The following is a 25,778-nucleotide window of genomic DNA, read 5'->3' on the forward strand; positions in this document are numbered from 1 at the left end:
GCAGGCGCCCGGAGGGCTGGATATATTTTCAGTGTTTCGCATGGGCGGCTATCATACCCCGCTATTGCCCTTTATGCCGCATGGAGATCCGGATGCTTGCCTTTGCCCTCCCCTACACACTGCATGTCCTGGCCGCGCTGGTCTGGGTCGGCGGCATGTTCTTCGCCTGGCTAGTGCTGCGCCCGGCAACGGTTGCAGCCCTCGACGGGCCTGCGCGCCTGCGGTTGTGGGTGGAAGTTTTCCGACGCTTCTTCAGATGGGTCTGGTTGGCTGTCGCGATTTTGGCGATCAGCGGTATCGGCATGTTGCACATGCGCTTCACAGGCTTCGAGACCGCGCCCAAGTACGTGCATGTGATGATCGGTGGCGGCATTGCCATGTTCGCCCTGTTCATGCGCATCCAGGCCTTGCTGCTGCCCGAGCTGAAAACAGCTGTGCAGGCCGAGGACTGGGCGACGGGGGCCGCAGTACTGGGCAGGATTCGACGGATGGTCGGCATCAACCTGCTGCTGGGCATCGCGGTGGTGGCCGTGGCCAGCTCGCGGTGGGTGCTGTAGGCGACGCAACCCTGGGCCGCGCCGCCCGCACGGGTCAAAGGCGCTGCAGGATCAACTCACCCGAGGCACCGGCCAGGCCTGGCTGGCCCGGCTGCCCCGGCCGCCCGCTGGCACCGGCATCGGTGCGATAGACCAAACACCCTTTACTCGCCCCGCCTTTGCCTGCCTTGCCCGCTATGCCGGCCTGGCCCGGGGCACCGCCATCCAGGCGCACTACAATGCGCGATTGAGCAAAGCCCTGCGGCACACTCAGGCGAATTCGCCCACCCGCCGCACCGTCATGCCCGTTGCCGCCATTATCGCCATTGGCGCCGCGGCTGGCTTGGCCCCAGGTGCAGCCCCCGGCTTGGCCGTTGGCACCATCGAGGCCTGCATAACCCGGCGCGCCGGCACCGCCTCGGGCATCGATCGACAGTTGCTCGGCCTCTAACTCATCCAGCTTCAAGTCCAGGCTTCGCCCGGAACGGGCCGCACGCTGGTAGGTGCCTGGCGCACCCGGGGCACTGATCTGGCTGCCCTCACCCAGCCGGGCACTGCGTGCTTCAATGCGCAGCGGGTGGTCAGCGGGGGCAATGGCGATACGCGCCTCACGCCCCAGTTGCAGGTGATCGACCTTCAACTCGGTGAGCGTGGCAGGCAAAAGCAGCGTCGCCGAGTCGGCCACGCGCAGGGACTCAAGGTGCACGCTGGCCGACTTGTCGGGCAAGCGCAGCATGGAATTGGAAGCCACCTCAAGGCTTTCGGCCTGGGCCAAGGGCGCGGCCAACACCGCCAGCAACATCAGATTACGCATTGCGCGGCGCCTCCTGCGCACGAGGAATGGACATGACATGGAAGATCCCCGTCAGCAGGATCTGCAAGCGGTCGAACCAACGGTGGCTGCGCCCACGCAGGCTGGCGTTGAAGAACAACACCTCGAGCACATGCAGGCTCAGCAAGACAATGCCTGCCGCGTTGATCAGAAGATTGAATGGCAAGGGTTGCGGCATCAACAGATTGAACAGCGCCACGCCCCAGAAGATAACGGTCAGGACCTTGCCCAGGCCCAGGATGAACTTCATAGCCCAGCCCCTCTACATTTATTGTTATGTCGAAGCGGCCCGTTCGAGCGAGCCGTGCGACCAACAGTACCTGTAATGCCAAGGCGTGCGCCAGAGGCCCTGCAGTGACGCTTGTCGGATCGAACTGCCCAGCAGCCTGCGTCCGCGCCACTGCTCCAGGCGCGGACGCTGGTGCTGGCCGTCACCGCTGGATCTTGATCTCGGTGCGACGGTTCATGGCGCGCCCATCGGCCGTGGCGTTGTCAGCCACTGGCTGGGTTTCCCCGGCACCCACTATCGAGACGAAGCTGCTGCGCGGCACACCGCTCTCGACCAGGTAATCGGTCACCGAATGGGCACGGCGCTCGGACAGTTTCTGGTTGTAGGTGTCAGAGCCCACGCTGTCGGTATGGCCGCTGACACTCAGGCGGGCACTCGGTGCTTCCTGTTTGAGGCGGGTGGCGATGGTGTTCAGCCGCTCTTTATCATTGGCGGTCAGACGCGCAGAGTCGAACTCGAAGTGCACATCGCGGATGACGATGACTTCTTCCTTCTGCACCACGACTTCCTCGACCACCGCGACCGGTTCGGGCGGGCAGCCATTGGCATCGACCTGCACACCGCGTGGGGTGCCGGGGCACTTGTCACGGCTGTCCGGCACGCCGTCACCATCCTCGTCGCCATCGCCATGGGCCCAGCAATAGCCCGCCGCCAGGCCACCGCCCAACAACGCGCCCCAGCCAGCCCAGCTGGAACTCTCGATGGCACCCAAGGCGGCGCCGCCTACGCCCCCGACGGCAGCACACTTCGGCCAGTCGGTTTTTTGCAAACCTGCACAACCAGTCAACACACTGGTGAGCAGTACCAGGGGTATCGCTGTGCGTACTATGCTCATTTTCGTTGCTTCTCCTAGGGGAATCGGCATAAGGCCGATCTCTGGGAGTAAAGACCGCGCAATCCATCCCTGCCAGCAATAAGCCACGACGCGGTCACATGCCGCTTTGCCCAGGCGCTGCGGCCCGTTAGTCTTGGATGACTTGAACGAGGATTGGCAATGACCGACGGTTTTTCCCAGCGCACGCCCCAGCAGGCCTTGGCGGCCCTGCTCGAGCGTTTTACCCCTCAACGCCTGTTGCTGGTAGGCACGCGCTTCCCCGCACTGGACGCCTTTGCCGAGGCACACCCGCAGGTGGCCATCGCAACGACTGCACCCGGCCCGTTGCCGGCAGACCTTGCCGGTCAACGCTTCGACTTGGCGGTGCTGGTGGACTGCCTGGAGCACCTGCCCAAGCGTACCGGCCTGGAACTGCTGGGCGGCATTCGTAACCTTAATGCCAGCCGGGTTGCGGTGCTGGCCGACCTCTCGGCCTGCGGTTGGCAAGACACCGACTTTTTCGCCCTGGCCTTGTCTGCCAGCGAAAAATTCCGTCGTGAAGGGCAGGTGTTGAGCCTCTTCACCTATGATCTACATGACTACAAGCAAGTCCCGGACTGGCTCAATGCGCGATTCTGGGCCAACCCTGAAAATTTTGGAAAGTACTGGTGGTGATGATGAGTGTCTCGGTCTGCCCTTGCGGCAGTGGCAACCTGCTCGACGCCTGCTGCGGGCACTACCATGCCGGAACCCCGGCACCGGATGCCCAGACGCTGATGCGCTCGCGCTACAGCGCTTACGTGCTGGGCCTGATCGACTACCTGGTGAGCACCACCCTGCCGGCCCAGCAAGCGGCGCTGGACCGCGCCGCCATGGCCAGTTGGAGCGCCCAAAGCACCTGGTTGGGGCTGGAGGTGGAAAGCGCCGAGGTGCTGGGTGGCCAACCCGAGCACGGTTTTGTCACCTTCACCGCGCGCTGGCACGATGAGGACGGCGATCACCAGCACCGCGAGCGCTCGGCGTTCGTCCAGCATGAGGGGCGCTGGTACTTCATCGACCCCACGGTCGGGCTGAAGGCCGGGCGCAACGACCCTTGCCCTTGCGCCAGCGGTCAGAAGTTCAAGAAATGCTGTGCCAGTTACGTGGCCAGCTGAGCATGATCGCCCAGGCCCGCGTACTGCTGCTCGGCGCCCTGCTGGCACTGCTCGCGGGCTGCGTCAGCTGGGGCGGCGACGACTGGCGCGAACCTGAGGTGCACCTGGTCAGGGTCGAAACGGTCAAGGCCAGGCTACTTGAGCAGGAGTTCGTGCTGCACCTGCGCGTCGACAACCCGAATGACAGCCGCTTGTTCATCCGCAGCCTGGCGTATTCGATACGGCTCAACGACCTGTTGCTGGTGCAGGATGAGACCAGTGTGTGGCGCAGCGTCGGCGGCCATGCCCGGCGCACCTTCAAGATCACCGCGCGGACCAACCTGTGGCAGCACCTGAAGCCGCTGGCCAAGCTGCTTAAAAGCGAGCAACCACTGCATTACACCTTGCAGGGCGAGCTGGCCACCGGGTTGCTGTTCCACCGGGACCTGCACTTGTCGCGCAGTGGTGAGATAATCCCCGGTGATTTCATACCGGAGTAACTTTGCAATGACCCAGCAACCTCATGTTCATGGCCCTGACTGCAACCACGATCATGATCACCACCACGATCACGACCATGGCCATGTGCACGGCCCGCACTGCAACCACGGCCATCAGGAACCTGTTCGTAACGCCCTGAAGGACGTTGGCCGCAACGATCCTTGCCCTTGCGGCAGCGAGAAGAAGTTCAAGAAGTGCCACGGCGCTTGATCGGCACGTTGTGCTGAGGGCCTGGGTGTAGGGCTTGAGTGATGTGATGCTCTCAAGATCGAGCGCCGCCCGCGCGGCGCATCGCGAGCAACGCTCGCTCCTACGTTTGTTTCGGGCCAGTAAAGCCTGTGATAGAGGCGCGCGACCGCCTTGTTTGTTCGACTCGATATCGTGTCAGGCGCCAAGGGGCCGCGCGCCAATGCCACAGGAAAAATTGGCCCGAAACAAACGTAGGAGCGAGCGTTGCTCGCGATGCGCCGCGCGGGCGGCGCTCGATCTCGAGAACACCACTTCACTAAAGCCCTACACCTGCACGCCCCTCCCACATACCATTCGTAAATAAACCGCCTCAGCACCTTGCACCGCGCCTGCGTGCTCACTACCTTAGCGCCTTCCAAACCCCCGCCACGCCTTGCAGGAGCCTTGTCATGGCCGCCCCCGCCTTTCCTCCCTTCCGCCCGCGGTTCAAGACCGCTGCCACGCTGCTCGGCATGCTCGGACTCGCCGGTTGCCAGATGGGCGGCTACCAGGACAGCGTGCCACCGACCACCGGCGTACAGCCGCTCAAAGGCCTGGCACAAAACGTCTCGGTCCGGCGCAATGCCATGGGCGCACCGTTGATCGAGAGCGGCAACTTCCATGACGCGCTGTTCAGCCTCGGTTACGTACACGCCGGGGATCGCATCGAGCAGATGGTCGCCATGCGCCTGCTCGCCCAAGGCCGCCTCGCCGAACTTGCCGGCAGCGATGCCCTCGACATCGACCGCCTGATGCGCGCCGCCAACCTCAAGCAAAGCGCCGCCCAGCAATACGCCGACGCCTCGCCACGGCTCAAGCGCTTCTTCGAGGTCTACGCCCGCGGCGTCAACGCCTACCTGTTCCGCTACCGCGACAAGCTGCCCGCCAGCCTGGCCAGCAGCGGCCATCGCCCTGAGTACTGGAAGCCAGAAGACTCGGCGCTGATCTTCAGCCTGTACGCCTTCAGCCAATCGGTGAACCTGCAAGAAGAACTCAGCGCCCTGACCCTGGCGCAGAAGGTCGGCAGCGACAAGCTGGCCTGGCTGCTGCCCGGCGCACCGGACGAACCGTTGGCCGACAGCGAAGTGGAAAAGCTCAAGGGCCTCAACCTCGCCAGCCAGCTACCCGGCTTGCCCGCCCTGGCGGCAGCCAGCCAAAAGCTCGCCGACCTCGACCTGCTCGGCAGCCCAGGCTCGGCCAACCTGGCCTTGGCAGGCCAACGCAGCCGCAGCGGCAAGAGCCTGCTGGCCAGCGACAGCCAGGCCGCCTGGGCGCTAAGCCCGGTGCAGATCCACACTGGCAAGTACCAGGTCGCCGGCCTGTCGCTGCCGGGCCTGCCGATTGTGCTGGCCGGCTACAACGGCAAGATCGCCTGGAGCAGCAGCGCCGTGATGGCCGACAACCAGGACCTGTACCTGGAGCAACTGCGCCGCCAAGGCAACCAGCTGAGCTACCTGGCCGACGGCAAATGGCTGCCAGCACGGGCACGCAGCGAAACCTTCTTCGTGCGTGGCCAACGCCCGCTGCGCGAGGTCATGTACGACACGCGCCACGGCACCCTCCTTGCCCAGCCGGCAAGCGCCAGCCTGGGCCTGGCCCTGAACCTGCCTCATTTCAAGGGCGACCGCAGCCTCGACGCGCTGTTCGACCTGACCCGCGCCAAGACCGTCGAACGGGCATTCGACAGCACCCGCGAAGTCGCCGCCGCGGCGCTCAACTTCGTCTTCGCCGAGCCAGAGCACATCGGCTGGCAAGTCAGCGGGCGCTACCCAAACCGCCGCGAAGGCCAGGGCCTGCTGCCTTCGCCCGGCTGGGACGGCCGTTACGACTGGGACGGTTACGCTGACCCGATGCTGCACCCTTACGATCAGGACCCGCCGGCTGGCTGGATCGGCCACGCCAACCAGCGCAGCCTGCCGCGCGGCTACGGCATGCAGTTATCCAACACCTGGTACTACCCCGAGCGCGCCGAGCGCCTGGCTCAGTTGGCAGGCAACGGCCGTCACGACAGCCGCAGCCTGATGGCCCTGCAAAACGATCAAGTCACCCTGCTGGCCGACAAGCTCAAGCAGATGTTCGACGCACCGGGTATGGCTCAACCGCTCAAGCAAGCCATCGATGCCCTGCCACCTGCACAGCGTGATAAGGCTCGCGACGCCTTGGCCCGGCTCAAGGCATTCGATGGCCGGCTGAGCCCGGTGTCGGCAGATGCCGCGCTGTACGAGCTGTTCCTTCAGGCCTTCGCCCGCGAAACCTTCCTCGACGACCTCGGGCCAGAATCCAGCCCTGCCTGGCAGGCCTTCGTCAGCAATGCGCGGCTCTCCTACTCGGCACAGGCCGATCACCTGCTGGGCCGCGAGGACAGCCCGTTCTGGGATGACCGCAGCACCCCGCAGAAAGAAGACAAACCGGTGATTCTCGCCCGCAGCCTGGCCGCTGCGGTGGATGCCGGCACTGCGCAACTCGGCGCCGACCGCCGCGCTTGGCAGTGGGGCAAGCTGCACCAGTACCGCTGGCCGGCACCGGCCTACCATGGCCTGGGTGATGCCCTCAGCCGTTCACCGCTGGCTGCCGGCGGCGACTTTAGTACCCTGGCCCTCACCCCCTACGCCTGGGGCAGGGACTTCGACACCCGCCTGCCAGCGTCGGCACGCATGGTCGTCGATTTCGGCCAGGCCGAACCGTTGCAGGTGCTGACCAGCAGCGGCCAGTCCGGCAACGCGGCAAGCCCGCACTACAGCGACGGGTTGGATGCCTGGTTCAAGGGGCGTTTCATGAGCCTGCCGCTGCAACCGCAGAACTTTGGGCGGGCCTATGGGAGCCAGCGGCTGACCTTGGTGCCGGGTCGGTAAAGGGAATGGTGTGATGCCGTGAGTGCATGACGCCTCCCTATAGCGCCTGTGAGATCGAGCGCCGCACGCGCGGCGCTCGATTTCACAGGCGCCACAACCCCCACGACGAACTCACTCGAACTTCCCATCGCCCACCGCGCTCCTAACTGGTAACCCACCACCGGCGCCCGTGCCATGGACCTCGTTATCGCCCGCCCCGAAGGCCTGTACTGCCCGCCCGGTGATTTCTACATCGACCCCTGGCGGCCGGTGGACCGTGCCATCATCACCCACGGCCACGGCGACCACGCCCGCACCGGCAATAATCACTACCTGACCGCCGCGCCCGGCGCGGGCATCCTGCGCAGCCGACTGGGCCAGGACATCAACCTGCAAACCTTGGCCTACGGCGAGCGCATCCTCCACCACGGTGTCACCCTAAGCTTGCACCCCGCCGGCCATGTGCTGGGCTCGGCGCAAGTACGCCTGGAATACCAAGGCCAGGTTTGGGTCGCTTCGGGCGACTACAAAGTCGAACCCGATGGCACCTGCGCCCCGTTCGAGCCAGTGCGTTGCCACACCTTCATCACCGAGTCGACCTTCGGCCTGCCTATCTACCGCTGGCCCCGCCAGCCTCAGGTGTTCGCCGGTATCAACGCCTGGTGGCGCGCCAATTGCGCACAGGGCAAGGCCAGCGTGTTGTTCTGCTACGCCTTCGGCAAAGCGCAGCGCATTCTCCACGGGCTGGACGCGAGCATCGGGCCGATTCTGGTACACGGCGCGGTCGAGCCATTGAACCGGGTGTACCGCGAAGCTGGCGTGCACCTGCCGGAAACCCGCTATGCCGGCGACATCCCGCGCAACGACCCGTTGATGCGCCAAGCCTTGGTCCTGGCCCCGCCCTCTGCCGGGGGCAGTAGCTGGATGCGGCGTTTCGGCGATTACAGCGATGCCTTCGCCAGCGGCTGGATGCTGTTGCGCGGCACACGCCGGCGGCGTGGCGTCGACCGCGGCTTCGTGCTGTCGGACCACGCCGACTGGCCGGGCCTGCTGTGGGCCATTGGCCAGACCGGCGCTGAGCGCGTGATGGTCACCCATGGCTCGGTTAACGTGCTGGTGCGCTACTTGAACGAACAGGGCCTGGATGCTCGCGCCTTCGCCACCGAATACGGCGACGAAGACGAGCCCGCGACCTCGGAGCCCGAGGCATGAAAGCCTTCGCCGCACTGTACCTGCGCCTGGACGCGACCACCTCCAGCAACGCCAAGCTCGACGCCTTGCGCGACTACTTTGCCCAGGCGCCTGCCGAGGATGCGGCCTGGGCCGTGTACTTCCTCGCCGGCGGCCGCCCGCGGCAACTGGTGCCAACCCGTGTGCTGCGCGAACTGGCGACTGAGCTGGCAGAACTGCCTGAATGGCTGTTCGAAGAGAGCTATCAAGCCGTGGGCGACCTGGCCGAAACGATCTCGTTGCTGCTGCCCGAGAACAGCCATGGCAGCGACGAGGGGTTGGCCCACTGGGTCGAGACACACCTGCTGCCCCTTCGAGGCCTGCCGCCCGACGTGATCCGCCAGCGCCTGCCCCCACTCTGGGCGCAGCTCGACCGGCCAAGCCTGATGCTGTGCCTGAAGCTGATCACCGGCAGCTTTCGCGTCGGCGTGTCCAAGCTATTGGTCACCCGCGCCCTGGCGCAACTGGCCGGCCTGGACGCCAAGCGCGTGGCCCAGCGCCTGGTCGGCTACACCGACATCAGCCACCGCCCTACCGCCGCCGGCTACCAGCAGTTGATCGCTGCCGAGTCGGCGGATGAACACCGCCAGCGTGGCGGTCAGCCCTATCCTTTTTTTCTGGCCCACCCGCTGCAGGCGCCCGTCGAGCAGTTTGACGCGCAACTCGGCCCGCCGAGCGACTGGCAGATCGAATGGAAGTGGGATGGCATCCGCGCACAGGTGGTCAAGCGCGACGGCCAGCTGTGGGTCTGGTCGCGTGGCGAAGAGCTCGTCACCGATCGCTTCCCCGAGCTGCACAGCCTGGCGCAAACACTGCCGGACGGCGTCGTGCTCGATGGCGAGATCCTGGTGTGGAAACCAGGGGCAACGGACGATGCCCTGGCCGTGCAACCCTTCGCACTGTTGCAGCAACGCCTGGGCCGCAAGACCCTGGGCAAGAAGCTGCTGGCCGACGCGCCCGTGGTGCTGCAGGCCTATGACCTGTTGGAATGGCAGGGCGAGGATTGGCGCAACCAGGCGCAGCACGTACGTCGTCAACAGTTGCAACACCTGGTGGCAGATTACCCGCTAGCGCCTGTGCTGCTGTCGCCCTTGCTCGAAGGGCAAACCTGGGCCGAGCTGGCCGAACAGCGCGAGCAGTCGCGCAGCCTGGGCGTGGAAGGCCTGATGCTCAAGCAGCGCGAGGCCTTGTATGGCGTGGGTCGCACCAAAGACATGGGCACCTGGTGGAAGTGGAAAATCGACCCGTTCAGCGTCGATGCCGTGTTGATCTACGCCCAGCGTGGCCACGGCCGCCGCGCCAGCCTCTACAGCGACTACACCTTCGCCGTCTGGGACGCGCCCCCCGGCACGGCCGGGCGAGCATTGGTGCCCTTCGCCAAGGCGTACTCAGGGCTGAGCGACGAAGAGATGCGCAAGGTTGACGCGATCATCCGCAAAACCACAGTGGAAACGTTCGGCCCGGTGCGCAGCGTGACCCCGACCTTGGTGTTCGAACTGGGTTTCGAAGGCATTGCCCTGTCCAAACGCCATAAAAGCGGCATCGCCGTGCGCTTTCCACGCATGCTGCGCTGGCGCCTGGACAAACCGGTCGAAGAAGCCGACGACCTCGCGACACTGCAGGCGCTGCTGATCTGACAGTGCCTAATTCGCACAGGCGCAGACGCAAAAATTATGCTTCTATCTTTGTGCCGACCCGTGTCGCAGACCGTATTCGCCACGTAGCCAGGACTACCATGCACCATTCGACCCACGACCTGCTTTCTCCCGTACCGGGCATTTCACGCCAACTGCACAGCTTTCACTTTGGCCCACGCGGTGGCGGCAAGGTGTACATCCAGGCCTCGCTGCATGCCGACGAACTGCCCGGTATGCTGGTGGCCTGGCACCTCAAGCGCAGGCTGGCCGAGCTGGAACAACAGGGCCGTCTGCAGCGGGAAATCATCCTGGTGCCGGTGGCTAACCCGGTCGGTCTCGAACAGGTGCTGCTGGACGCCCCGTTGGGGCGCTTCGAACTGCAGAGTGGCGAGAATTTCAATCGCAACTTCGTCGACCTGTCCGATTCCATCGGCGATCAGATCGAAGAGCACCTGACCCAGGACGCCGCACACAACGTCGCCTTGATCCGCGAATACCTGCGCCGCGGGCTGGACGCCCACCCCGCACGCACCCCACTCCAGGCCCAACGCCTGATCTTGCAACGCCTGGCTTGCGACGCCGACCTGATACTCGACCTGCACTGCGACTTCGAAGCCGTCGAGCACCTGTACACGACGCCCGATGCCTGGCCACAGATCGAGCCACTGGCCCGCTACCTGGGCGCCCAGGCGAGCCTGCTGGCCACTGACTCAGGCGGCCAATCGTTCGATGAATGCTTCAGCCTGGTCTGGTGGCAGTTGCAGCAACGCTTTGGCAAGCGCTTCCCGATTCCGCTGGGCTGTTGCTCGGTCACTGTCGAATTGCGCGGCCAGGCGGATGTGAGCCATGACCTGGCCGGCAAAGACTGCCAGGCGATCCTCGACTTCCTGACCCACAACGGCGTCATCGAAGGCACCTGCGCCCCCCTTCCTCCACTGCCCCGCGCGGCCACGCCCCTGGCGGCCGTAGAGCCCGTGTCGACGCCGCTTGGCGGGTTGCTGGTGTACCACGCGCGCCCAGGCCAGCACCTGCAAGCCGACCAGTTGATCGCCGAAGTCATCGACCCGCTCAACGACCGGGTGACTGCGGTGCGCAACAGCCAACCCGGCCTGCTGTACGCCCGTAGCGTGCGCCGCATGGCGACGGCAGGCATGGTCATCGCCCATGTGGCGGGCGAGCAGGTGTGCCGCAGCGGCTACCTGCTGGGGAACTGATCCGGTAAAACCAATGCCCCTGGCGGGCGGTCAGTAGAAGCACAGCCTTCGAAGGATCACCCGCCCCATGGCAGCCTCCACCGACCTCGCCAACGCCTGGTTCGCCCTGCGCGGCTGGAAACCCTTCGCCTTTCAGCGCCGTGTCTGGGCGGCCGTCGAACGCGGCGAGTCCGGGCTGTTGCACGCCAGTACCGGCGCCGGCAAAACCTACGCCGTCTGGCTGGCGGCCCTGCGCGCGTTCGCCGTTGCCAGCTCAGCCCGCCAGCCGGCCCCCTTGCAGGTGCTGTGGGTGACGCCCATGCGCGCCTTGGCCGCCGACACCGCGCGTGCCTTGCAAGCGCCGCTCGATGAGCTGGGCCTGAACTGGAGCGTGGGCGTGCGCAGTGGCGACACTGGCAGCGCCGAACGCGCGCGACAGGCCCGGCGCCTGCCCAGCGTGTTGATTACTACCCCCGAGAGCCTGACACTGCTGCTGACCCGGGCACAGGCCCGTGACGACTTCGCCAACCTGCGCCTGGTGGTGGTGGATGAATGGCATGAGCTGCTGGGCAACAAGCGTGGCGTGCAATTGCAACTGGCCCTGGCACGCCTGCGCCACTGGCACCCGCCGCTGCTGACCTGGGGCCTCTCGGCCACCCTCGGCAACCTGCAGCACGCACGCGACGTGCTGTTGCCAGGCGATGGGTTGCTGGTGCAAGGCCGGCAAGACAAGCAACTGCAGGTCGATACCCTGCTGCCCGACGCGATCGAGCGGTTCCCCTGGGCAGGGCACATGGGCTTGAAGATGCTCGATCAGGTCAGCCGGGAGCTCGACAGCAGCGCCAGCAGCCTGGTCTTCACCAACACCCGCGCCCAGGCCGAACTGTGGTACCAGGCGCTGCTCGAGGCACGCCCCGACTGGGCCGGCCTGATCGCCCTGCACCACGCTTCGTTGTCCCGCGACACCCGCGACTGGGTCGAACGAAACTTGAAGCAAGGTACGCTTAAAGCCGTCATCTGCACCTCCAGCCTGGACCTGGGCGTGGATTTCCTGCCCGTGGAGCGGGTGCTGCAGATCGGCTCGGCCAAAGGCATCGCCCGCCTGATGCAGCGCGCCGGTCGCTCTGGGCACGCACCGGGGCGCCCCTCGCGGGTTACCTTGGTGCCCACCCACAGCCTGGAACTGGTGGAGGCCGCTGCGGCCCGGCATGCCCTGCTCGCCGGGCAGATCGAGGCCCGGCGCTCACCACAGCTGTGTATGGATGTGCTGGTGCAACACCTGGTCAGCATGGCCTTGGGCAGTGGCTTTCGCCCCGAGCAGTTGCTGGCCGAGGTACGCAGCACCTGGGCCTTCCGCGCGTTGCGCGACAGCCAGTGGCAGTGGGCGCTGGACTTCGTCTGCCACGGCGGCAACTCGCTCAGCGCCTACCCTGACTACCAACGTGTCGAACCCCACGCCGACGGGGTCTGGCGGGTTGCCAGCGAGCGCCTGGCACGGCGCCACCGCATGGGCATCGGCACCATCGTCAGCGAGGCCAGCCTGCAGCTCAAGTACTGGAGCAAAGGCGGCGGTGGCAAGTCGCTGGGCAGTGTCGAGGAAGCGTTCATCGCCCGCCTGCGGCCCGGTGATAGCCTGGTCTTCGCAGGGCGCGTGCTGGAACTGGTGCGCGTCGAGAACATGACCGCCTACGTCCGCCGCAGCACCTCGCGCAAGGCCGCCGTGGCCCGCTGGAATGGTGGGCGGATGCCGCTGTCCAGCGAACTGGCCGATGCCCTGGTCGAACAACTCGATGCCGCCGCCCACCAGCGTTACGAAGGCCCGGAAATGCGCGCCGTGCGCCCATTGCTGGCCTTGCAGGCAAGCTGGTCTGCACTGCCGACTACCCGCACGCTGCTGGCCGAAACGTTAAAATCTCGCCAAGGCTCGCACCTTTTTCTGTACCCGTTCGCCGGGCGCATGGCCAACCTCGGCTTGGCCAACCTGATTGCCTGGCGGGTCAGCCAGGTGCAACCGCTTTCGGTCTCAATTGCGGTCAGTGACTATGGCTTTGAGTTGCTCAGCCCAAGCGCCGTGGACTGGGCCAGGCATTTGCCCAGCGCGCTCTCGACCGAGCACCTGCTGGAGGATGTACTGGCCAGCCTGAATGCAGGCGAGATGGCGCTAAGGCGCTTTCGCGAGATCGCCCAGATCGCCGGCCTGGTGTTTGGCGGCTACCCGGCGGCGCAAAAGAGCACCCGGCAGATCCAGGCGTCGAGCGGGCTGTTCTACGAGGTGTTTCGCAAGCACGATGCCGACAACCTGCTGCTGGGCCAGGCACGGGACGAAGTATTGCGCGAAGAACTGGAAATCGAGCGGTTGCACCGGCAGTTGGCGAAGCTGGGCCAACTGCAGCTGGACCTGCGTGAATTACGCCGCCCAGGGCCACTGGCCTTTACCCTGCTGGTGGAAGGCATGCGCGAAACCTTGAGCACAGAAAAACTCGCAGACCGCATTGCGCGGATGGTGGCAGACCTGGAAAAAGTGGCGGGTAACAACGCATGAATGATCACCTGGCCATCGAGCACTGCGGCGAAACCCTGTGGTTACTGCCGGACAAAGCGCTGTACTGGCCTGCCCGCCGGGCCCTGCTGGTAGCGGATGTGCATATTGGCAAAGCTGCCAGCTATCGCGCCCTGCATCAGCCCGTGCCGCGGGGCACAACCGAGGCCACCTTGGCGCGCCTAGACCAACTGCTGACAAGCCATGAGTGCCAGATGCTGATCATTTTGGGCGATTTCCTGCATGCCAAAACCGCGCGCGCACCGGCAACGCTGGCCAAGCTGCAAACATGGCGGGAACGGCATGCCGGACTGCGCATCGTGCTGGTGCTTGGCAACCATGATCGCCACGCGGGCGACCCACCGCATTCGCTGGGCATCGAGGTGGTCGAAGAACCATGGCTATTGGCACCTTTCGCCTTGCAGCACGAGCCTGTCGCTCACCCTCAGCACCCGGTGCTGGCGGGCCACGTCCACCCGGTGTTCGTGTTGCAAGGGCGGGCCAGACAACGTCTGCGCCTGCCCTGCTTCCTGATGGGTGACGCGATCAGCTTGCTACCGGCCTTCGGTGAATTCACCGGTGGCTGGCGCGTGCAACCCGACGCCGAAAACCGCGTGTTTCTGGCCGGCGCCGGGCGGGTATGGGCGCTCTAAAGCAGCGCCCACTCAGGCGACGGGCGCGGGAGGTGGTTCGTCGGGCAAGGTCGGCTCACCGGGCTCCATGGGCTGCGTTTCACCCGGCTGCGGCGGTTGTGGGGTATCGGGATCAGGCTGGTGAGGCACGCCGCCTGCCTGCATTGGCAGCGGATGCGCCAGCAGTGACCATGGCAACATACCGACCTGGTTAGGCTGCAGGCCAGCCAGCTTGGCACTGATTGCGGGATGGAGTTTCATTGGCAGCTCCTGACGAGAGCCGACACGCATCGTGCACATCGGCAAGTTACTCGTTGGAGTACCAAATGCGCGGGGAATTCCCCGCGCTCGTCGGCTCAGGTGCGTGGCAGGGTGACGCCGCGCTGGCCCTGGTACTTGCCGCCTCGGTCCTTGTAGGACACTTCGCACTCTTCGTCGGACTCGAGGAAAAGCATCTGCGCCACACCCTCGTTGGCATAGATTTTTGCCGGCAAGGTGGTGGTGTTGGAGAATTCCAGGGTCACGTGGCCTTCCCACTCGGGTTCAAGCGGGGTGACGTTGACGATGATGCCGCAGCGCGCATAGGTGCTTTTGCCCAGGCAAATGGTCAGCACGTTGCGTGGAATGCGGAAATACTCCACGGTGCGGGCCAGGGCGAAGGAGTTTGGCGGGATGATGCAGACGTCGCTCTTGACGTCGACGAAGCTGCCGGCGTCGAAGTTTTTCGGGTCGACGGTGGCCGAGTTGATGTTGGTGAACACCTTGAATTCGTCGGCGCAACGTACGTCGTAGCCGTAGCTGGAGACGCCGAAAGAGATGACACGGCTGTCGTGCTCGCCGCGCACCTGGCGCTCGACGAACGGTTCGATCATGCCGTGTTCCTGCGCCATGCGGCGAATCCACTTGTCCGATTTGATGCTCATGGCGGGGGTGTCCTGAAGAGTTGCGAGGTGAAAATCGTGAGGCGCATCTTACCGGTCCCAGCGCCCTCTTCAAAGTTCCATCCTGCATTCTTGCTACAATCCCCGCCAGGCGGGGCCTACAGCTGCCACCGATCTGAATTTCAGTAAAGCGGCCTCTGGCCATTGGCAGGTTGCGGAAAGTGGGTTAAGGTGACGCCACTGTGCTGCACGTGACACCGAGAATCTCTAGTTTGACGCACGATCCTGATCGGCCCATATCTGAATTTTCTGCTCTCTTTGCACTCAGTCCCGGGCAGGGTTTTTCCTGACCGTAATCAACTTTGTCCAAGGAGACAGAAACATGTCCAATCGCCAAAACGGTGTTGTTAAGTGGTTCAACGACGAGAAAGGCTACGGCTTCATCACCCCTCAGTCGGGTGACGACCTGTTCGTGCACTTCAAAGCCATCCAAGCTGACGGCTTCAAAACCCTGAAAGAAGGCCAGGCTGTTACTTTCGTCGCTACCCGCGGCCAGAAAGGCATGCAGGCTGAAGAAGTTCAGATCGCCTAAGTCGATCTCAGCTTTCTAGCTTTCAAAAAAACCCGCCTTCTGGCGGGTTTTTTTATGCCTGGCTGAAACCGGTGCTGGCTTCTTCACGGGGAAACCCGCTCCTACAGGCCTGAGGTGTACCTGTAGGAGGGGGTTTCTCAGGTCAATCCTCGCTGATGGTGATGCTCGGCATCGCCGGCGCTGCGGCTTCCTGCAGCACGATCCGCGCACCGACCTGGCGGGCCAGCTCCTGATACACCATGGCGATCTGGCTTTCCGGCTCGGCAATTGCCGTCGGCTTGCCACTGTCGGCCTGTTCGCGGATCAGCATCGACAACGGCAGCGAGGCCAGCAGGTCGACACCGTACTGGGCTGCCAGCTTCTCACCGCCGCCTTCGCCGAACAGGTGCTCGGCATGGCCGCAGTTGGAGCAGATGTGCACGGCCATGTTCTCGACCACGCCCAGCACCGGGATATTGACCTTGCGGAACATCTCCACGCCCTTCTTGGCGTCCAGCAGGGCGAGGTCCTGCGGGGTGGTGACGATCACCGAGCCCGCCACCGGCACTTTCTGCGCCAGGGTCAGCTGAATGTCGCCGGTGCCTGGCGGCATGTCGATGACCAGGTAATCAAGGTCATCCCAGGCGGTCTGGGTCACCAACTGCAACAGCGCACCCGACACCATCGGGCCACGCCACACCATTGGCGTGTTGTCGTCGGTGAGAAACGCCATGGACATGACTTCTACACCGTGCGCCTTGATCGGCACGAACCACTTCTGATCGCGAATCTGTGGCCGGGTGCCTTCTGCGATGCCGAACATCACGCCCTGGCTAGGGCCATAGATATCCGCGTCGAGAATGCCGACCCGGGCGCCTTCACGGGCCAGGGCCAAAGCCAGGTTGGCAGCAGTGGTCGACTTGCCGACGCCCCCCTTGCCCGAGGCCACGGCGATGATGTTCTTGACGTTGGCCATGGCCGGCACCTGGGCCTGGGCCTTGTGCGCTGCGACCACGCAGTCGATCGACACCTGGGCGCTGCTGACGCCGTCAAGGTTGCCGATCGCGGTCTGCAGCACCTGGGCCCAACCGTTCTTGAACAACCCAGCGGCATACCCCAGTTGCAACTGCACACTGACCTGCCCGCCCTGTATATCCACGGCGCGCACGCAGCCGGCGCTGACCGGATCCTGGTTCAGGTAGGGGTCGGTGTACTGGCGAAGCACGCCTTCGACGGCGGCACGGGTGACGGCACTCATGGAGACTCCCATTGGCAAACTGAATGTAAAACAGGCGCCTATCCTAACCCGTCAATCGTCAGCAGGTGCGTCTGTGGGGTGAAATATCTTCGCCAGCCCTTTATAGTGGCCGATCACCCTCATTTTTACCCCGTAGCCAGATAAGTAGCCGAGCCACCATGTCCGAGCCACGTCAGATTCTCGTCACCAGCGCCCTGCCCTATGCCAATGGATCGATCCACCTTGGCCATATGCTCGAGTACATCCAGACAGACATGTGGGTCCGCTTCCAGAAACTACGCGGCAACCAGTGCATTTATGTCTGCGCCGATGACGCCCACGGTTCGGCCATCATGCTGCGCGCCGAGAAGGAAGGAATCACCCCCGAGCAGTTGATTGCCAATGTCCAGGCCGAGCACAGCGGCGACTTTGCTGACTTCCTGGTGGATTTCGACAACTTCCACTCGACCCACAGCGAAGAAAACCGCGAGCTGTCCAGCCTGATCTACGCGCGCCTGCGTGACGCCGGCCACATTGCCACCCGTTCGGTGACCCAGTACTTCGACCCCGAAAAGGGCATGTTCCTGGCCGACCGCTTCATCAAGGGCACCTGCCCCAAGTGCGCGGCCGAAGACCAGTACGGCGACAACTGCGAGAAGTGCGGCGCAACCTACGCCCCGACCGAGCTGAAGAACCCCAAGTCGGCCATCTCCGGCGCCACCCCGGTACTGCGTGACTCCCAGCACTTCTTCTTCAAGCTGCCTGATTTCCAGGCCATGCTGCAGCAGTGGACCCGTAGCGGCACCTTGCAGGATGCCGTCGCCAACAAGCTCGCCGAATGGCTGGACTCGGGCCTGCAAGAGTGGGACATCTCCCGCGATGCGCCGTATTTCGGCTTCGAGATCCCGGGCGAGCCGGGCAAATATTTCTACGTCTGGCTGGACGCGCCAATCGGCTACATGGCCAGCTTCAAGAACCTCTGCGCGCGCCGCCCAGAGCTGGATTTCGATGCTTTCTGGAAGGAAGACTCCAGCGCCGAGCTGTACCACTTCATCGGCAAGGACATCGTCAACTTCCACGCCCTGTTCTGGCCAGCCATGCTCGAAGGCGCGGGCTTCCGCAAGCCAACTGCGGTCAACGTGCACGGCTACCTGACCGTCAACGGCGCCAAGATGTCCAAGTCGCGCGGCACCTTCATCAAGGCCCGTACCTACCTGGATCACCTGCAGCCGGAATACCTGCGTTACTACTACGCGGCCAAGCTGGGCCGTGGCGTCGATGACCTGGACCTGAACCTGGAAGACTTCGTGCAGAAGGTCAACTCCGACCTGGTCGGCAAGGTGGTCAACATCGCCAGCCGTTGCGCAGGCTTCATTCACAAAGGCAACGACGGCGTGATGGTAGCCGGTGATGCCGCACCCGAGCTGACCGAAGCCTTCCTGGCAGCTGCGCCGTCCATCGCCGAAGCCTATGAGAGCCGTGACTTCGCCCGCGCGATGCGTGAAATCATGGCCCTGGCCGACCGCGCCAACGCCTGGATCGCCGACAAAGCGCCCTGGTCGTTGGCCAAGCAGGAAGGCAAGCAGGACGAAGTCCAGGCCATTTGCGCCCAAGGCATCAACCTGTTCCGCCAGTTGGTGATCTTCCTCAAGCCGGTACTGCCGGTGCTGGCTGCCGACGCCGAGGCCTTCCTCAATGTCGCGCCGCTGACCTGGAACGACCACCAGTCGCGCCTGGAAAACCACAGCCTGAATGCCTTCAAGGCACTGATGAGCCGTATCGAACCCGCCAAGGTCGAAGCCATGGTCGCTGCCAGCAAAGAAGACCTGCTGGCCGCCGAAGCCCAGGCGCCGGCAGGCAATGGCGAACTGGCCAAGGACCCGCTGTCGGCGGAAATCGAATTCGATACCTTTGCCGCCGTCGACCTGCGCGTGGCCCTGATCGTCAAGGCGGAGGCCGTACCAGGTGCCGACAAGCTGCTGCAACTGACGCTGGACATCGGTGACGAACGCCGCAACGTGTTCTCCGGCATCAAGTCGGCCTACCCCGACCCGTCCAAGCTGGAAGGCCGCCTGACCATGATGGTCGCCAACCTCAAGCCTCGGAAAATGCGCTTTGGCGTGTCGGAAGGCATGGTCATGGCTGCCGGCCCTGGCGGTGAAGAAATCTACCTGCTCAGCCCGGACAGTGGCGCCAAGCCAGGCCAACGCATCAAGTAAGCCCCCAGCCCCGGCCTCTGTGCCGGGGCTGTTCTATCACCCGCTGAATGCCGGACAATCGACACGATTCCCGGCTATCGTCATGTCATGAGTGACTACCTTCTGGTCCTGATCAGCGCCACCCTGATCAATCACCTGTGCCTGCAGCAACAGCCAATATCGTGGCTGCGCGTGCATGTGCTCGGCCTGGCCTGCGCCTTGTCCGTGGCACTCGCCATGATCGGCGCTCACCTGCTCAGGTGGCTGGTGCTCGACCCTTGGCAGCTCCACGACCTGAGCCTGTTCCTGTTGCTGCCCTGGTTGGCATTGCTGGCCTACGGCGTGCCATCGGCGCTGGCCAGGCTACGCGCCGACTGGCCCGTGGCAGACCTGCCTGCAGTGCTGCTGAGCAACGTCGCCGTGCTGGGGTTGGCCCTGGAGGAGACAAGCGCTGGCACGGCCTGGCTCGCGACGCTGAGCAAAGGCCTGCTGGCCGGCGTGGGCTTGTGGCTTGCGCTGGCCCTGTTCGCGGACCTGCGCCAGCGCAGCGCCCATGCCGACATACCTGTTGCCCTGCGTGGCCTGCCAGTCGAATTGCTCGGTGCGGGCATCATGGCCTTGGCATTTTCCGGTTTCAACGGACTTTTTGCGCAATGACCCCGACCAAGGCAAAGCCTGACCCACGCCTGCGTACCAGCATGGGCCTGGTGCTACTGGCCTGTGCCCCCGGTTTGCTAGCACTGCTGTGGGTGCAGGGCTGGGGGCTGCTGTGCAACCTGCTGCTGTGTGCCAGTGCAGCGTTGCTCTGCGAAGCGCTGCTATTGGCCCTGCGCGGCCAACCTGTAGGTGCGACGCTGAGCGACGGCAGTGCGCTGGTCACTGCGGTGCTGCTGGCGGCCGCCCTTCCTGCGCTGGCCCCTTGGTGGCTGCCCATGGTCGCTGCTGGGGTGGCGATCGGGGTTGGCAAACAGGCCTTCGGCGGTGTCGGCCGCAACCTGTTCAACCCAGCCATGGTGGGCTACGCCTTCGTACTGCTGAGTTTCCCGTTACAGATGAACCATTGGCCAGGGCACGCGCCTGGGTTGTTCGAGAGCCTGCAACAGGTAGTGGGCGGCGGCGAGCACATTGATGCCTGGGCACAACCGACAATACTCGACGGCCTGCGCCACAACCGCAGCCTGACCATCGATGAACTGTTCGCCAGCCACCCCGGGTTCGGCAGCATCGGTGGGCGCGGCAGCGAATGGGTCAACTTGGCGTTTCTGCTGGGCGGGTTGTTTCTGCTCCAGCGCAAAGTGTTCAGCTGGCACGCGCCAGTGGGTTTGCTGGCTGGCCTGTTGTTGTTCAGCCTGCTGGGCTGGAACGGCTCAGGCTCCGATTCCAACGGTTCGCCCTTGCTACACCTGTTCTCTGGGTCGACCATGCTGGCGGCTTTTTTCATTGCCACCGAGCCTGTCTCCAGCCCCAAAAGCGAGTGGCCCAAGCTGCTGTTCGGCTTTGGCACAGGCCTGCTGATCTACCTGATCCGTACCTGGGGCAGTTACCCCGATGGCACGGCGTTCGCCATCCTGCTGATGAACCTCATGGTCCCCAGCCTTGAACGGCTGGCCTTGCGCCGCCAAGAGGCTGCCCGATGAAGCCCCTCGCGCAGGCGGCAGTGTTGCTCGCGACAGCGGCGTTGGCCTTGTCGACGACGCTGATCTGGCGCACATGGACCACGCCCACTATCGGCGAAGCCGAAAAACAGCTGCAGAGCCGCCAGCGGCTGGCAGTGCTCCCCGAGGCCAGTTACGACAATCACCCATTGGATACCCCCCTGCCAACGCCCGACGCACAACTTGCGCACAGCCGCATCGTGTCGGCCTATCGGGCAACGCTGGCGGGCACACCTGCAGCGGTCGTCCTGATCACCCAGGCCCAGGGCTATGCTGGGCCGATCGTCTTGACCATCGCCATCACGCCTGACGGGCGCCTGCTGGGCAGCCAGGTGGTCGAGCAGCAGGAAAGCCCCGGGCTCGGCGGGCGCCTTGCCGACCCGCAGATGCACTGGCTGACGCAGTTTGCCAATCGCAGCCTGGGTGATCACTGGGCACTGAAGCGTGACCAAGGCGACTTCGACCAATTGGCAGGCGCAACAGTCACCTCGCGGGCAGTGATCGAGGCGCTGCAAGATGCCCTGCGCTACTTCGATGAGCATCGTCACGCACTCCTTGAGGGCTTCCCCCATGAATAGGGACTACGTGCTGGTCGCCGCCCTCGCCCCGCTGTTAGGGACGACGCAAACGCTGCCCATGGCGGCTGTCATGGGCGGGTGCGCGGTGTTGATGGTTGGCCTGCATCAAGCCTTGCTGATGCCATTGCGCAACCGCCTGCATGGGGCGGCCTACGTGCTGGCAAGCTTGCTGATACTCGCTGGCCTGGCCAGTTGCCTGCAATTGGCCCTGCGTGCCTGGCTGCTGCCCATGGCGCTGCTCTTGGGCCCGTACCCCGCCCTGTTGTGCCTGACGTGCCTGGCAATGGACCGGCTGCTGCCGGAAGCAGGTCGATGGCGCTCATTGCTACTGCACCTGGGTGGCCTGCTGGCTGCATACCTTGTGCTCGGCGCCTGTCGCCAAGGGCTGGGCGTGCAACTTGCCAACCTCGCCCCGGGCGCACTGCTACTGCTCGGACTGCTGTTGGCCCTGTACAATCACCTGCGTCCGGGCCCTGCCCACCCACGTCGTCAAGGAAAGCCCTGAGTCCATGAATGCCGCAAAACGCCTGGAGATCTTTCGCAGGCTGCACGAAGACAACCCTGACCCGAAAACGGAACTGGCCTACACCACGCCATTTGAGTTGCTTGTCGCCGTGACCCTTTCAGCGCAATCCACCGACGTAGGCGTCAACAAGGCCACCGCCCGGCTGTTCCCGGTCGCCAATACCCCGGAGGCCATCTACGCCCTGGGCGTCGAAGGGCTGAGCGAATACATCAAGACCATCGGGCTCTACAACAGCAAAGCCAAGAATGTGATCGAAGCCTGCCGGCTTTTGATCGAGCGCCATGGCAGCCAGGTGCCTGAAACCCGCGAAGCGCTGGAAGCACTGCCCGGTGTGGGCCGCAAAACGGCCAACGTGGTCCTCAACACGGCGTTCCGGCAGCCGACCATGGCGGTAGACACGCATATTTTCCGGGTCAGTAACCGCACCGGTATCGCACCCGGTAAAACCGTGCTGGAAGTCGAGAAGAAGCTGATCAAGTTCGTACCCAAGCCCTACCTGCTCGATGCCCACCACTGGCTCATCCTTCATGGGCGCTATGTATGCCAGGCGCGAAAGCCCCGCTGTGGGAGCTGCCGAATCGAAGACCTGTGCGAATACAAGCACAAGACGTCTGACGATTGAGCCGATAGTTAAAAACCACCCCGGGCGATTGAAAAAATCTTTTTTACCAGCGTCAGCTTTCTGGTTATAAGGACGGCCAACGGCCCCTTGGCTTGGAGCGACTCATGAGTGCTGATAAAGACGACCTGTCAATCGAAGATGATTTTGTTGCCGCAGATGATGAAGCGGAGCCCCAGGTAGAGACTGCAAAGACCAACCTCAGTAAACGTCGCACCATCGACAACCTGCTGGAAGAGCGACGCCTGCAGAAGCAACTGGCCGATTTCGACTACGACTTATAGACCCTTGCAAAGCCTCCCAGCGGGAGGCTTTGCAGCGCAGCGGTCAGTTCAACCCGTGGCGCTGTGCCAGCTCGATCAGGTCTACCAGCGACCGGGCGTTGAGCTTGAGCAGCAAACGGGACTTGTAGGTGCTGACAGTCTTGTTGCTGAGGAACATGCTGTCGGCAATTTCCTTATTCGAGCGCCCGCGCGACAGCTGCTGCAAGACGGTCATCTCCCGGGCCGAGAGACGGTTGACCATGTCCGTCTCGCTGCCACCACTGCCCCTGCCTCGCGAGGCATGCAAGGCCTGATTAGGGAAATAGCTGTAGCCTGACAACACCGCCTTGATGGCGCTTAGCAGCTCGGTCAGCTCCTGCTGCTTGCACACATAACCCGCCGCACCCGCCTGCATGCAACGCATCGAGAAGTTCCCAGGTACCTGGGAGGTCAGCACCAGCACCTTGCTGCTGGGGCTGAATGCCGCCATGCGGGCGATGACCTCAAGGCCATCGAGCTTGGGAATCCCGATATCCAGCACCACGATATCCGGCAGGTGCTCACGCGTCAGTTGCAAGGCAGCCACGCCGTTATCGGTTTCCGCAACGACGTCATACCCATGCCGCTCCATCAGCATGCGCACGGCCAGGCGTATGACCGGATGGTCATCCACGATAAGGACTTTATTCATGTGATATCCATTCATTCATTATTTTTGCTGTGGCACGCCACGATAACCGACAGAACGCTTAATGGCGCGGCGATTTGTCAATGAAACTCATGAATAGACGAGCCCTACAACACTTACAGAAATTTCCTACACAAAACCCTGCAGCACGCTAATCGTGAGTATTCATGTCTCGCAAGAAACGTAGCACTGACCCAATCGACTGAACCAGTTGAAAACAAACTTCAGCGCGACGAATACTCCACTTTAAATGCGCGAAAAAATCAGACACCCGCTGTTACGCCAGCAAGGCACAGTCGGGAAACACTACAGCCTTTAGTTGAGCATAACAGTACGGTAATGATGAGCAAAACCGCAGGAGACAGCCATCATGCCCGACGTACAACCTGTCGCCCCGCTGACGATCATTGCTATCTTCGCGGGGATCATCGAAGCATCCGCCCTTGCAACGCTGCCGTTTCTCAGCGAATCCAGCCAGAGTCTCTATACCTGGTTTCTGGTCGGCTTTCCGTTTTTCCTTACAGCACTGTTCTTTCTAACCCTGAACTTCAATTACAAGTCGTTCTATAACCCTGCCATAAAAAAAGTAAAAACCGACCACCCAGAAACTGAATCGCCTGAACCTGTGACCGTTATCTTTACTGGCCCCGATGCACAACAAAGGCTGGAACAGCATATCCTCGTGGCACTCGCACACGCGCCTGAATCAACACGCACGTGGCAATTCCTTAATCTGGACAAGCGCCAATGCGCACGCCTGTCTATCAGTGCGCTCCAAGAGGACGTCGTCAATCACAGGGTTTGAGGCCAGTTGCATGACGCCGCAAAAAAAAACCCCGGCCTGAGCCGGGGTTCGTGCAACGCTTGCCAGTACTTAGAGCAGCGAACGGCCCTTGTTGGCGGCAATGCGCATGCGCAGTGCATTGAGCTTGATGAAGCCCGCAGCGTCGGCCTGGTTGTAGGCGCCGCCGTCTTCTTCGAAGGTCGCGATGTTGGCATCGAACAGCGAGTCGTCCGACTTGCGGCCGACAACGGTGACATTGCCCTTATACAGCTTCAGGCGTACCACGCCGTTCACGTTGACCTGCGAAGCGTCGATCATCTGCTGCAGCATCACGCGCTCCGGGCTCCACCAGTAACCGGTGTAGATCAGGCTGGCATACTTCGGCATCAGCTCATCTTTCAGGTGAGCGACTTCGCGGTCCAGGGTGATCGACTCGATCGCACGGTGGGCGCGCAGCATGATGGTGCCGCCAGGGGTCTCGTAGCAGCCACGCGACTTCATGCCGACGTAGCGGTTCTCGACGATGTCCAGACGGCCGATGCCGTTGGCACCACCGATGCGGTTCAGGTCAGCCAGGACGGTAGCCGGAGACTTCTCGACACCATCGATGGCAACGATGTCACCGTTGCGGTAGGTCAGTTCGATGTAGGTAGCCTGGTCCGGGGCGTTCTCCGGGGAGACGCTCCAGCGCCACATGTCTTCCTCGTGCTCGGTCCAGGTATCTTCCAGGACACCGCCTTCGTAGGAGATGTGCAGCAGGTTGGCGTCCATCGAGTACGGCGATTTCTTCTTGCCATGACGCTCGATCGGGATGCCGTGCTTCTCGGCGTAGTCCATCAGCTTCTCGCGGGACAGCAGGTCCCACTCACGCCATGGGGCGATGACCTTGACGCCCGGCTTGAGCGCGTAAGCACCCAGCTCGAAACGCACCTGGTCGTTGCCTTTGCCGGTCGCGCCATGGGAAATGGCGTCGGCGCCGGTTTCGTTGGCGATTTCGATCAGGCGCTTGGCGATCAGCGGACGGGCGATGGAGGTACCCAGCAGGTACTCGCCTTCGTAGACGGTGTTGGCGCGGAACATCGGGAACACGAAGTCACGCACGAATTCTTCGCGCAGGTCGTCGATGTAGATCTCTTTCACACCCATTGCCTGTGCCTTGGCACGGGCCGGCTCGACCTCTTCGCCCTGACCCAGGTCAGCGGTGAAGGTCACCACTTCGCAGTTGTAGGTATCCTGCAGCCACTTGAGAATCACCGAAGTATCAAGGCCGCCGGAATACGCCAGTACGACCTTATTTACGTCCGCCATGCCATCACTCCACGGGGTTGTACGGAAAGGGGTCGATTCTAACGGCGTTATGGAAAAATTTACAGTGGGGCGACA

Annotated in this window: 28 protein-coding genes; 20 read left to right on the top strand and 8 right to left on the bottom strand. The window is 63.4% G+C overall.

The features are described 5' to 3' along the window. Window positions 1-92 precede the first annotated feature (92 nt). Window positions 93-557, top strand: coding sequence for a CopD family protein (locus HU764_RS20110; protein WP_186682740.1), 465 nt, complete (start codon window positions 93-95; stop codon window positions 555-557). Window positions 558-591: 34 nt separating this feature from the next. On the opposite strand, the gene HU764_RS20115 is transcribed toward HU764_RS20110, so the two are convergent. From HU764_RS20115 to HU764_RS20125, 3 genes are all read right to left on the bottom strand, one after another. Then, window positions 592-1,350 (bottom strand): collagen-like protein, encoded by a 759-nt coding sequence (locus tag HU764_RS20115; RefSeq protein WP_186702571.1) that lies wholly within the window; start codon window positions 1,348-1,350, stop codon window positions 592-594. Further along, the gene (locus HU764_RS20120) at window positions 1,343-1,618 is read right to left on the bottom strand and encodes a DUF1145 domain-containing protein (protein ID WP_027594223.1); all 276 of its coding nucleotides are present in this window, start codon (window positions 1,616-1,618) and stop codon (window positions 1,343-1,345) included. Before HU764_RS20120 ends, HU764_RS20115 begins: the two co-directional genes overlap by 8 nt. Window positions 1,619-1,799: 181 nt before the next feature. Beyond that, window positions 1,800-2,492, bottom strand: a complete 693-nt coding sequence (locus HU764_RS20125; protein ID WP_186702570.1) for a PA1041 family peptidoglycan-binding anchor lipoprotein — start codon at window positions 2,490-2,492, stop codon at window positions 1,800-1,802. 159 nt (window positions 2,493-2,651) lie between these two features. On the opposite strand from HU764_RS20125, the gene HU764_RS20130 reads away from it, so the two are divergent. The 10 genes from HU764_RS20130 to pdeM all read left to right on the top strand — a co-directional run bounded on the left by HU764_RS20130 (window position 2,652) and on the right by pdeM (window position 14,416). Beyond that, window positions 2,652-3,146: a DUF6231 family protein gene (locus HU764_RS20130; protein WP_027594221.1), complete on the top strand. Its 495-nt coding sequence runs from the start codon at window positions 2,652-2,654 to the stop codon at window positions 3,144-3,146. Window positions 3,147-3,148: 2 nt separating this feature from the next. Continuing rightward, a complete protein-coding gene (locus HU764_RS20135; RefSeq protein ID WP_099430254.1) occupies window positions 3,149-3,625 on the top strand; it encodes a YchJ family protein in 477 nt (158 codons plus the stop codon). Window positions 3,626-3,627: 2 nt separating this feature from the next. Continuing rightward, window positions 3,628-4,104, top strand: a complete 477-nt coding sequence (locus HU764_RS20140; RefSeq protein WP_186682779.1) for an LEA/WHy family protein — start codon at window positions 3,628-3,630, stop codon at window positions 4,102-4,104. A gap of 7 nt (window positions 4,105-4,111) precedes the next feature. Next, complete coding sequence (locus HU764_RS20145; protein WP_033694179.1) at window positions 4,112-4,315, top strand: SEC-C metal-binding domain-containing protein; 204 nt, start codon at window positions 4,112-4,114, stop codon at window positions 4,313-4,315. A gap of 428 nt (window positions 4,316-4,743) precedes the next feature. Continuing rightward, window positions 4,744-7,185: a penicillin acylase family protein gene (locus HU764_RS20150; protein WP_186702569.1), complete on the top strand. Its 2,442-nt coding sequence runs from the start codon at window positions 4,744-4,746 to the stop codon at window positions 7,183-7,185. A 174-nt stretch (window positions 7,186-7,359) separates the two neighbouring features. Further along, window positions 7,360-8,376, top strand: coding sequence for a ligase-associated DNA damage response exonuclease (locus tag HU764_RS20155; protein WP_027594213.1), 1,017 nt, complete (start codon window positions 7,360-7,362; stop codon window positions 8,374-8,376). Next, the gene (locus HU764_RS20160) at window positions 8,373-10,031 is read left to right on the top strand and encodes an ATP-dependent DNA ligase (protein ID WP_186682747.1); all 1,659 of its coding nucleotides are present in this window, start codon (window positions 8,373-8,375) and stop codon (window positions 10,029-10,031) included. The genes HU764_RS20155 and HU764_RS20160 overlap by 4 nt, the downstream gene beginning before the upstream one ends. Window positions 10,032-10,129: 98 nt before the next feature. Continuing rightward, the gene (locus HU764_RS20165) at window positions 10,130-11,245 is read left to right on the top strand and encodes a succinylglutamate desuccinylase/aspartoacylase family protein (RefSeq protein WP_027594211.1); all 1,116 of its coding nucleotides are present in this window, start codon (window positions 10,130-10,132) and stop codon (window positions 11,243-11,245) included. A 67-nt stretch (window positions 11,246-11,312) separates the two neighbouring features. Then, window positions 11,313-13,766 carry a ligase-associated DNA damage response DEXH box helicase gene (locus tag HU764_RS20170; RefSeq protein ID WP_186682749.1) on the top strand — a complete coding sequence of 818 codons (2,454 nt, stop codon included), beginning with the start codon at window positions 11,313-11,315 and terminating at the stop codon, window positions 13,764-13,766. Beyond that, the gene (gene pdeM / locus HU764_RS20175; protein WP_186702568.1) at window positions 13,763-14,416 is read left to right on the top strand and encodes a ligase-associated DNA damage response endonuclease PdeM; all 654 of its coding nucleotides are present in this window, start codon (window positions 13,763-13,765) and stop codon (window positions 14,414-14,416) included. Before HU764_RS20170 ends, pdeM begins: the two co-directional genes overlap by 4 nt. A 12-nt stretch (window positions 14,417-14,428) precedes the next feature. On the opposite strand, the gene HU764_RS20180 is transcribed toward pdeM, so the two are convergent. Both HU764_RS20180 and dcd read right to left on the bottom strand, forming a co-directional pair. Next, a complete protein-coding gene (locus HU764_RS20180) occupies window positions 14,429-14,656 on the bottom strand; it encodes a hypothetical protein (protein ID WP_099455137.1) in 228 nt (75 codons plus the stop codon). A 95-nt stretch (window positions 14,657-14,751) separates the two neighbouring features. After that, the gene (dcd, locus tag HU764_RS20185) at window positions 14,752-15,318 is read right to left on the bottom strand and encodes a dCTP deaminase (RefSeq protein WP_012313046.1); all 567 of its coding nucleotides are present in this window, start codon (window positions 15,316-15,318) and stop codon (window positions 14,752-14,754) included. Window positions 15,319-15,658: 340 nt separating this feature from the next. Here dcd and HU764_RS20190 point away from each other — a divergent pair, with 340 nt between their 5' ends. Continuing rightward, a complete protein-coding gene (locus HU764_RS20190; RefSeq protein WP_027594207.1) occupies window positions 15,659-15,868 on the top strand; it encodes a cold-shock protein in 210 nt (69 codons plus the stop codon). A gap of 142 nt (window positions 15,869-16,010) precedes the next feature. On the opposite strand, the gene apbC is transcribed toward HU764_RS20190, so the two are convergent. Then, complete coding sequence (gene apbC, locus HU764_RS20195) at window positions 16,011-17,105, bottom strand: iron-sulfur cluster carrier protein ApbC (RefSeq protein ID WP_027594206.1); 1,095 nt, start codon at window positions 17,103-17,105, stop codon at window positions 16,011-16,013. Between the two features lie 158 nt (window positions 17,106-17,263). Here apbC and metG point away from each other — a divergent pair, with 158 nt between their 5' ends. The 7 genes from metG to HU764_RS20230 all read left to right on the top strand — a co-directional run bounded on the left by metG (window position 17,264) and on the right by HU764_RS20230 (window position 22,944). Continuing rightward, a complete protein-coding gene (metG, locus tag HU764_RS20200) occupies window positions 17,264-19,303 on the top strand; it encodes a methionine--tRNA ligase (protein WP_186702567.1) in 2,040 nt (679 codons plus the stop codon). A gap of 87 nt (window positions 19,304-19,390) precedes the next feature. Continuing rightward, window positions 19,391-19,939 carry an Rnf-Nqr domain containing protein gene (locus HU764_RS20205; RefSeq protein ID WP_186682751.1) on the top strand — a complete coding sequence of 183 codons (549 nt, stop codon included), beginning with the start codon at window positions 19,391-19,393 and terminating at the stop codon, window positions 19,937-19,939. Beyond that, complete coding sequence (locus HU764_RS20210) at window positions 19,936-20,919, top strand: RnfABCDGE type electron transport complex subunit D (RefSeq protein ID WP_225935670.1); 984 nt, start codon at window positions 19,936-19,938, stop codon at window positions 20,917-20,919. Before HU764_RS20205 ends, HU764_RS20210 begins: the two co-directional genes overlap by 4 nt. Then, window positions 20,916-21,515, top strand: a complete 600-nt coding sequence (locus HU764_RS20215) for an RnfABCDGE type electron transport complex subunit G (protein ID WP_186702566.1) — start codon at window positions 20,916-20,918, stop codon at window positions 21,513-21,515. The genes HU764_RS20210 and HU764_RS20215 overlap by 4 nt, the downstream gene beginning before the upstream one ends. Further along, a complete protein-coding gene (locus HU764_RS20220) occupies window positions 21,508-22,020 on the top strand; it encodes an Rnf-Nqr domain containing protein (protein ID WP_186682755.1) in 513 nt (170 codons plus the stop codon). The genes HU764_RS20215 and HU764_RS20220 overlap by 8 nt, the downstream gene beginning before the upstream one ends. Before the next feature lie 4 nt (window positions 22,021-22,024). Beyond that, window positions 22,025-22,663, top strand: a complete 639-nt coding sequence (nth, locus tag HU764_RS20225; protein ID WP_027594200.1) for an endonuclease III — start codon at window positions 22,025-22,027, stop codon at window positions 22,661-22,663. A 104-nt stretch (window positions 22,664-22,767) separates the two neighbouring features. Continuing rightward, on the top strand, window positions 22,768-22,944 hold the full coding sequence (locus HU764_RS20230; RefSeq protein ID WP_027594199.1) for a PA3496 family putative envelope integrity protein: 177 nt from the start codon (window positions 22,768-22,770) through the stop codon (window positions 22,942-22,944). A 43-nt stretch (window positions 22,945-22,987) separates the two neighbouring features. Here HU764_RS20230 and HU764_RS20235 read toward each other — a convergent pair whose 3' ends face one another. After that, window positions 22,988-23,614: a response regulator transcription factor gene (locus tag HU764_RS20235; RefSeq protein ID WP_027594198.1), complete on the bottom strand. Its 627-nt coding sequence runs from the start codon at window positions 23,612-23,614 to the stop codon at window positions 22,988-22,990. 367 nt (window positions 23,615-23,981) lie between these two features. On the opposite strand from HU764_RS20235, the gene HU764_RS20240 reads away from it, so the two are divergent. Continuing rightward, window positions 23,982-24,416, top strand: a complete 435-nt coding sequence (locus tag HU764_RS20240; RefSeq protein ID WP_186702565.1) for a hypothetical protein — start codon at window positions 23,982-23,984, stop codon at window positions 24,414-24,416. Window positions 24,417-24,485: 69 nt separating this feature from the next. Here the strand turns inward: HU764_RS20240 and HU764_RS20245 are convergent, their stop codons facing one another. Then, on the bottom strand, window positions 24,486-25,703 hold the full coding sequence (locus HU764_RS20245) for an argininosuccinate synthase (RefSeq protein WP_027594196.1): 1,218 nt from the start codon (window positions 25,701-25,703) through the stop codon (window positions 24,486-24,488). Between the last annotated feature and the right edge of the window lie 75 nt (window positions 25,704-25,778).

This window comes from Pseudomonas kermanshahensis (assembly GCF_014269205.2).
Lineage (GTDB): Bacteria > Pseudomonadota > Gammaproteobacteria > Pseudomonadales > Pseudomonadaceae > Aquipseudomonas > Aquipseudomonas kermanshahensis.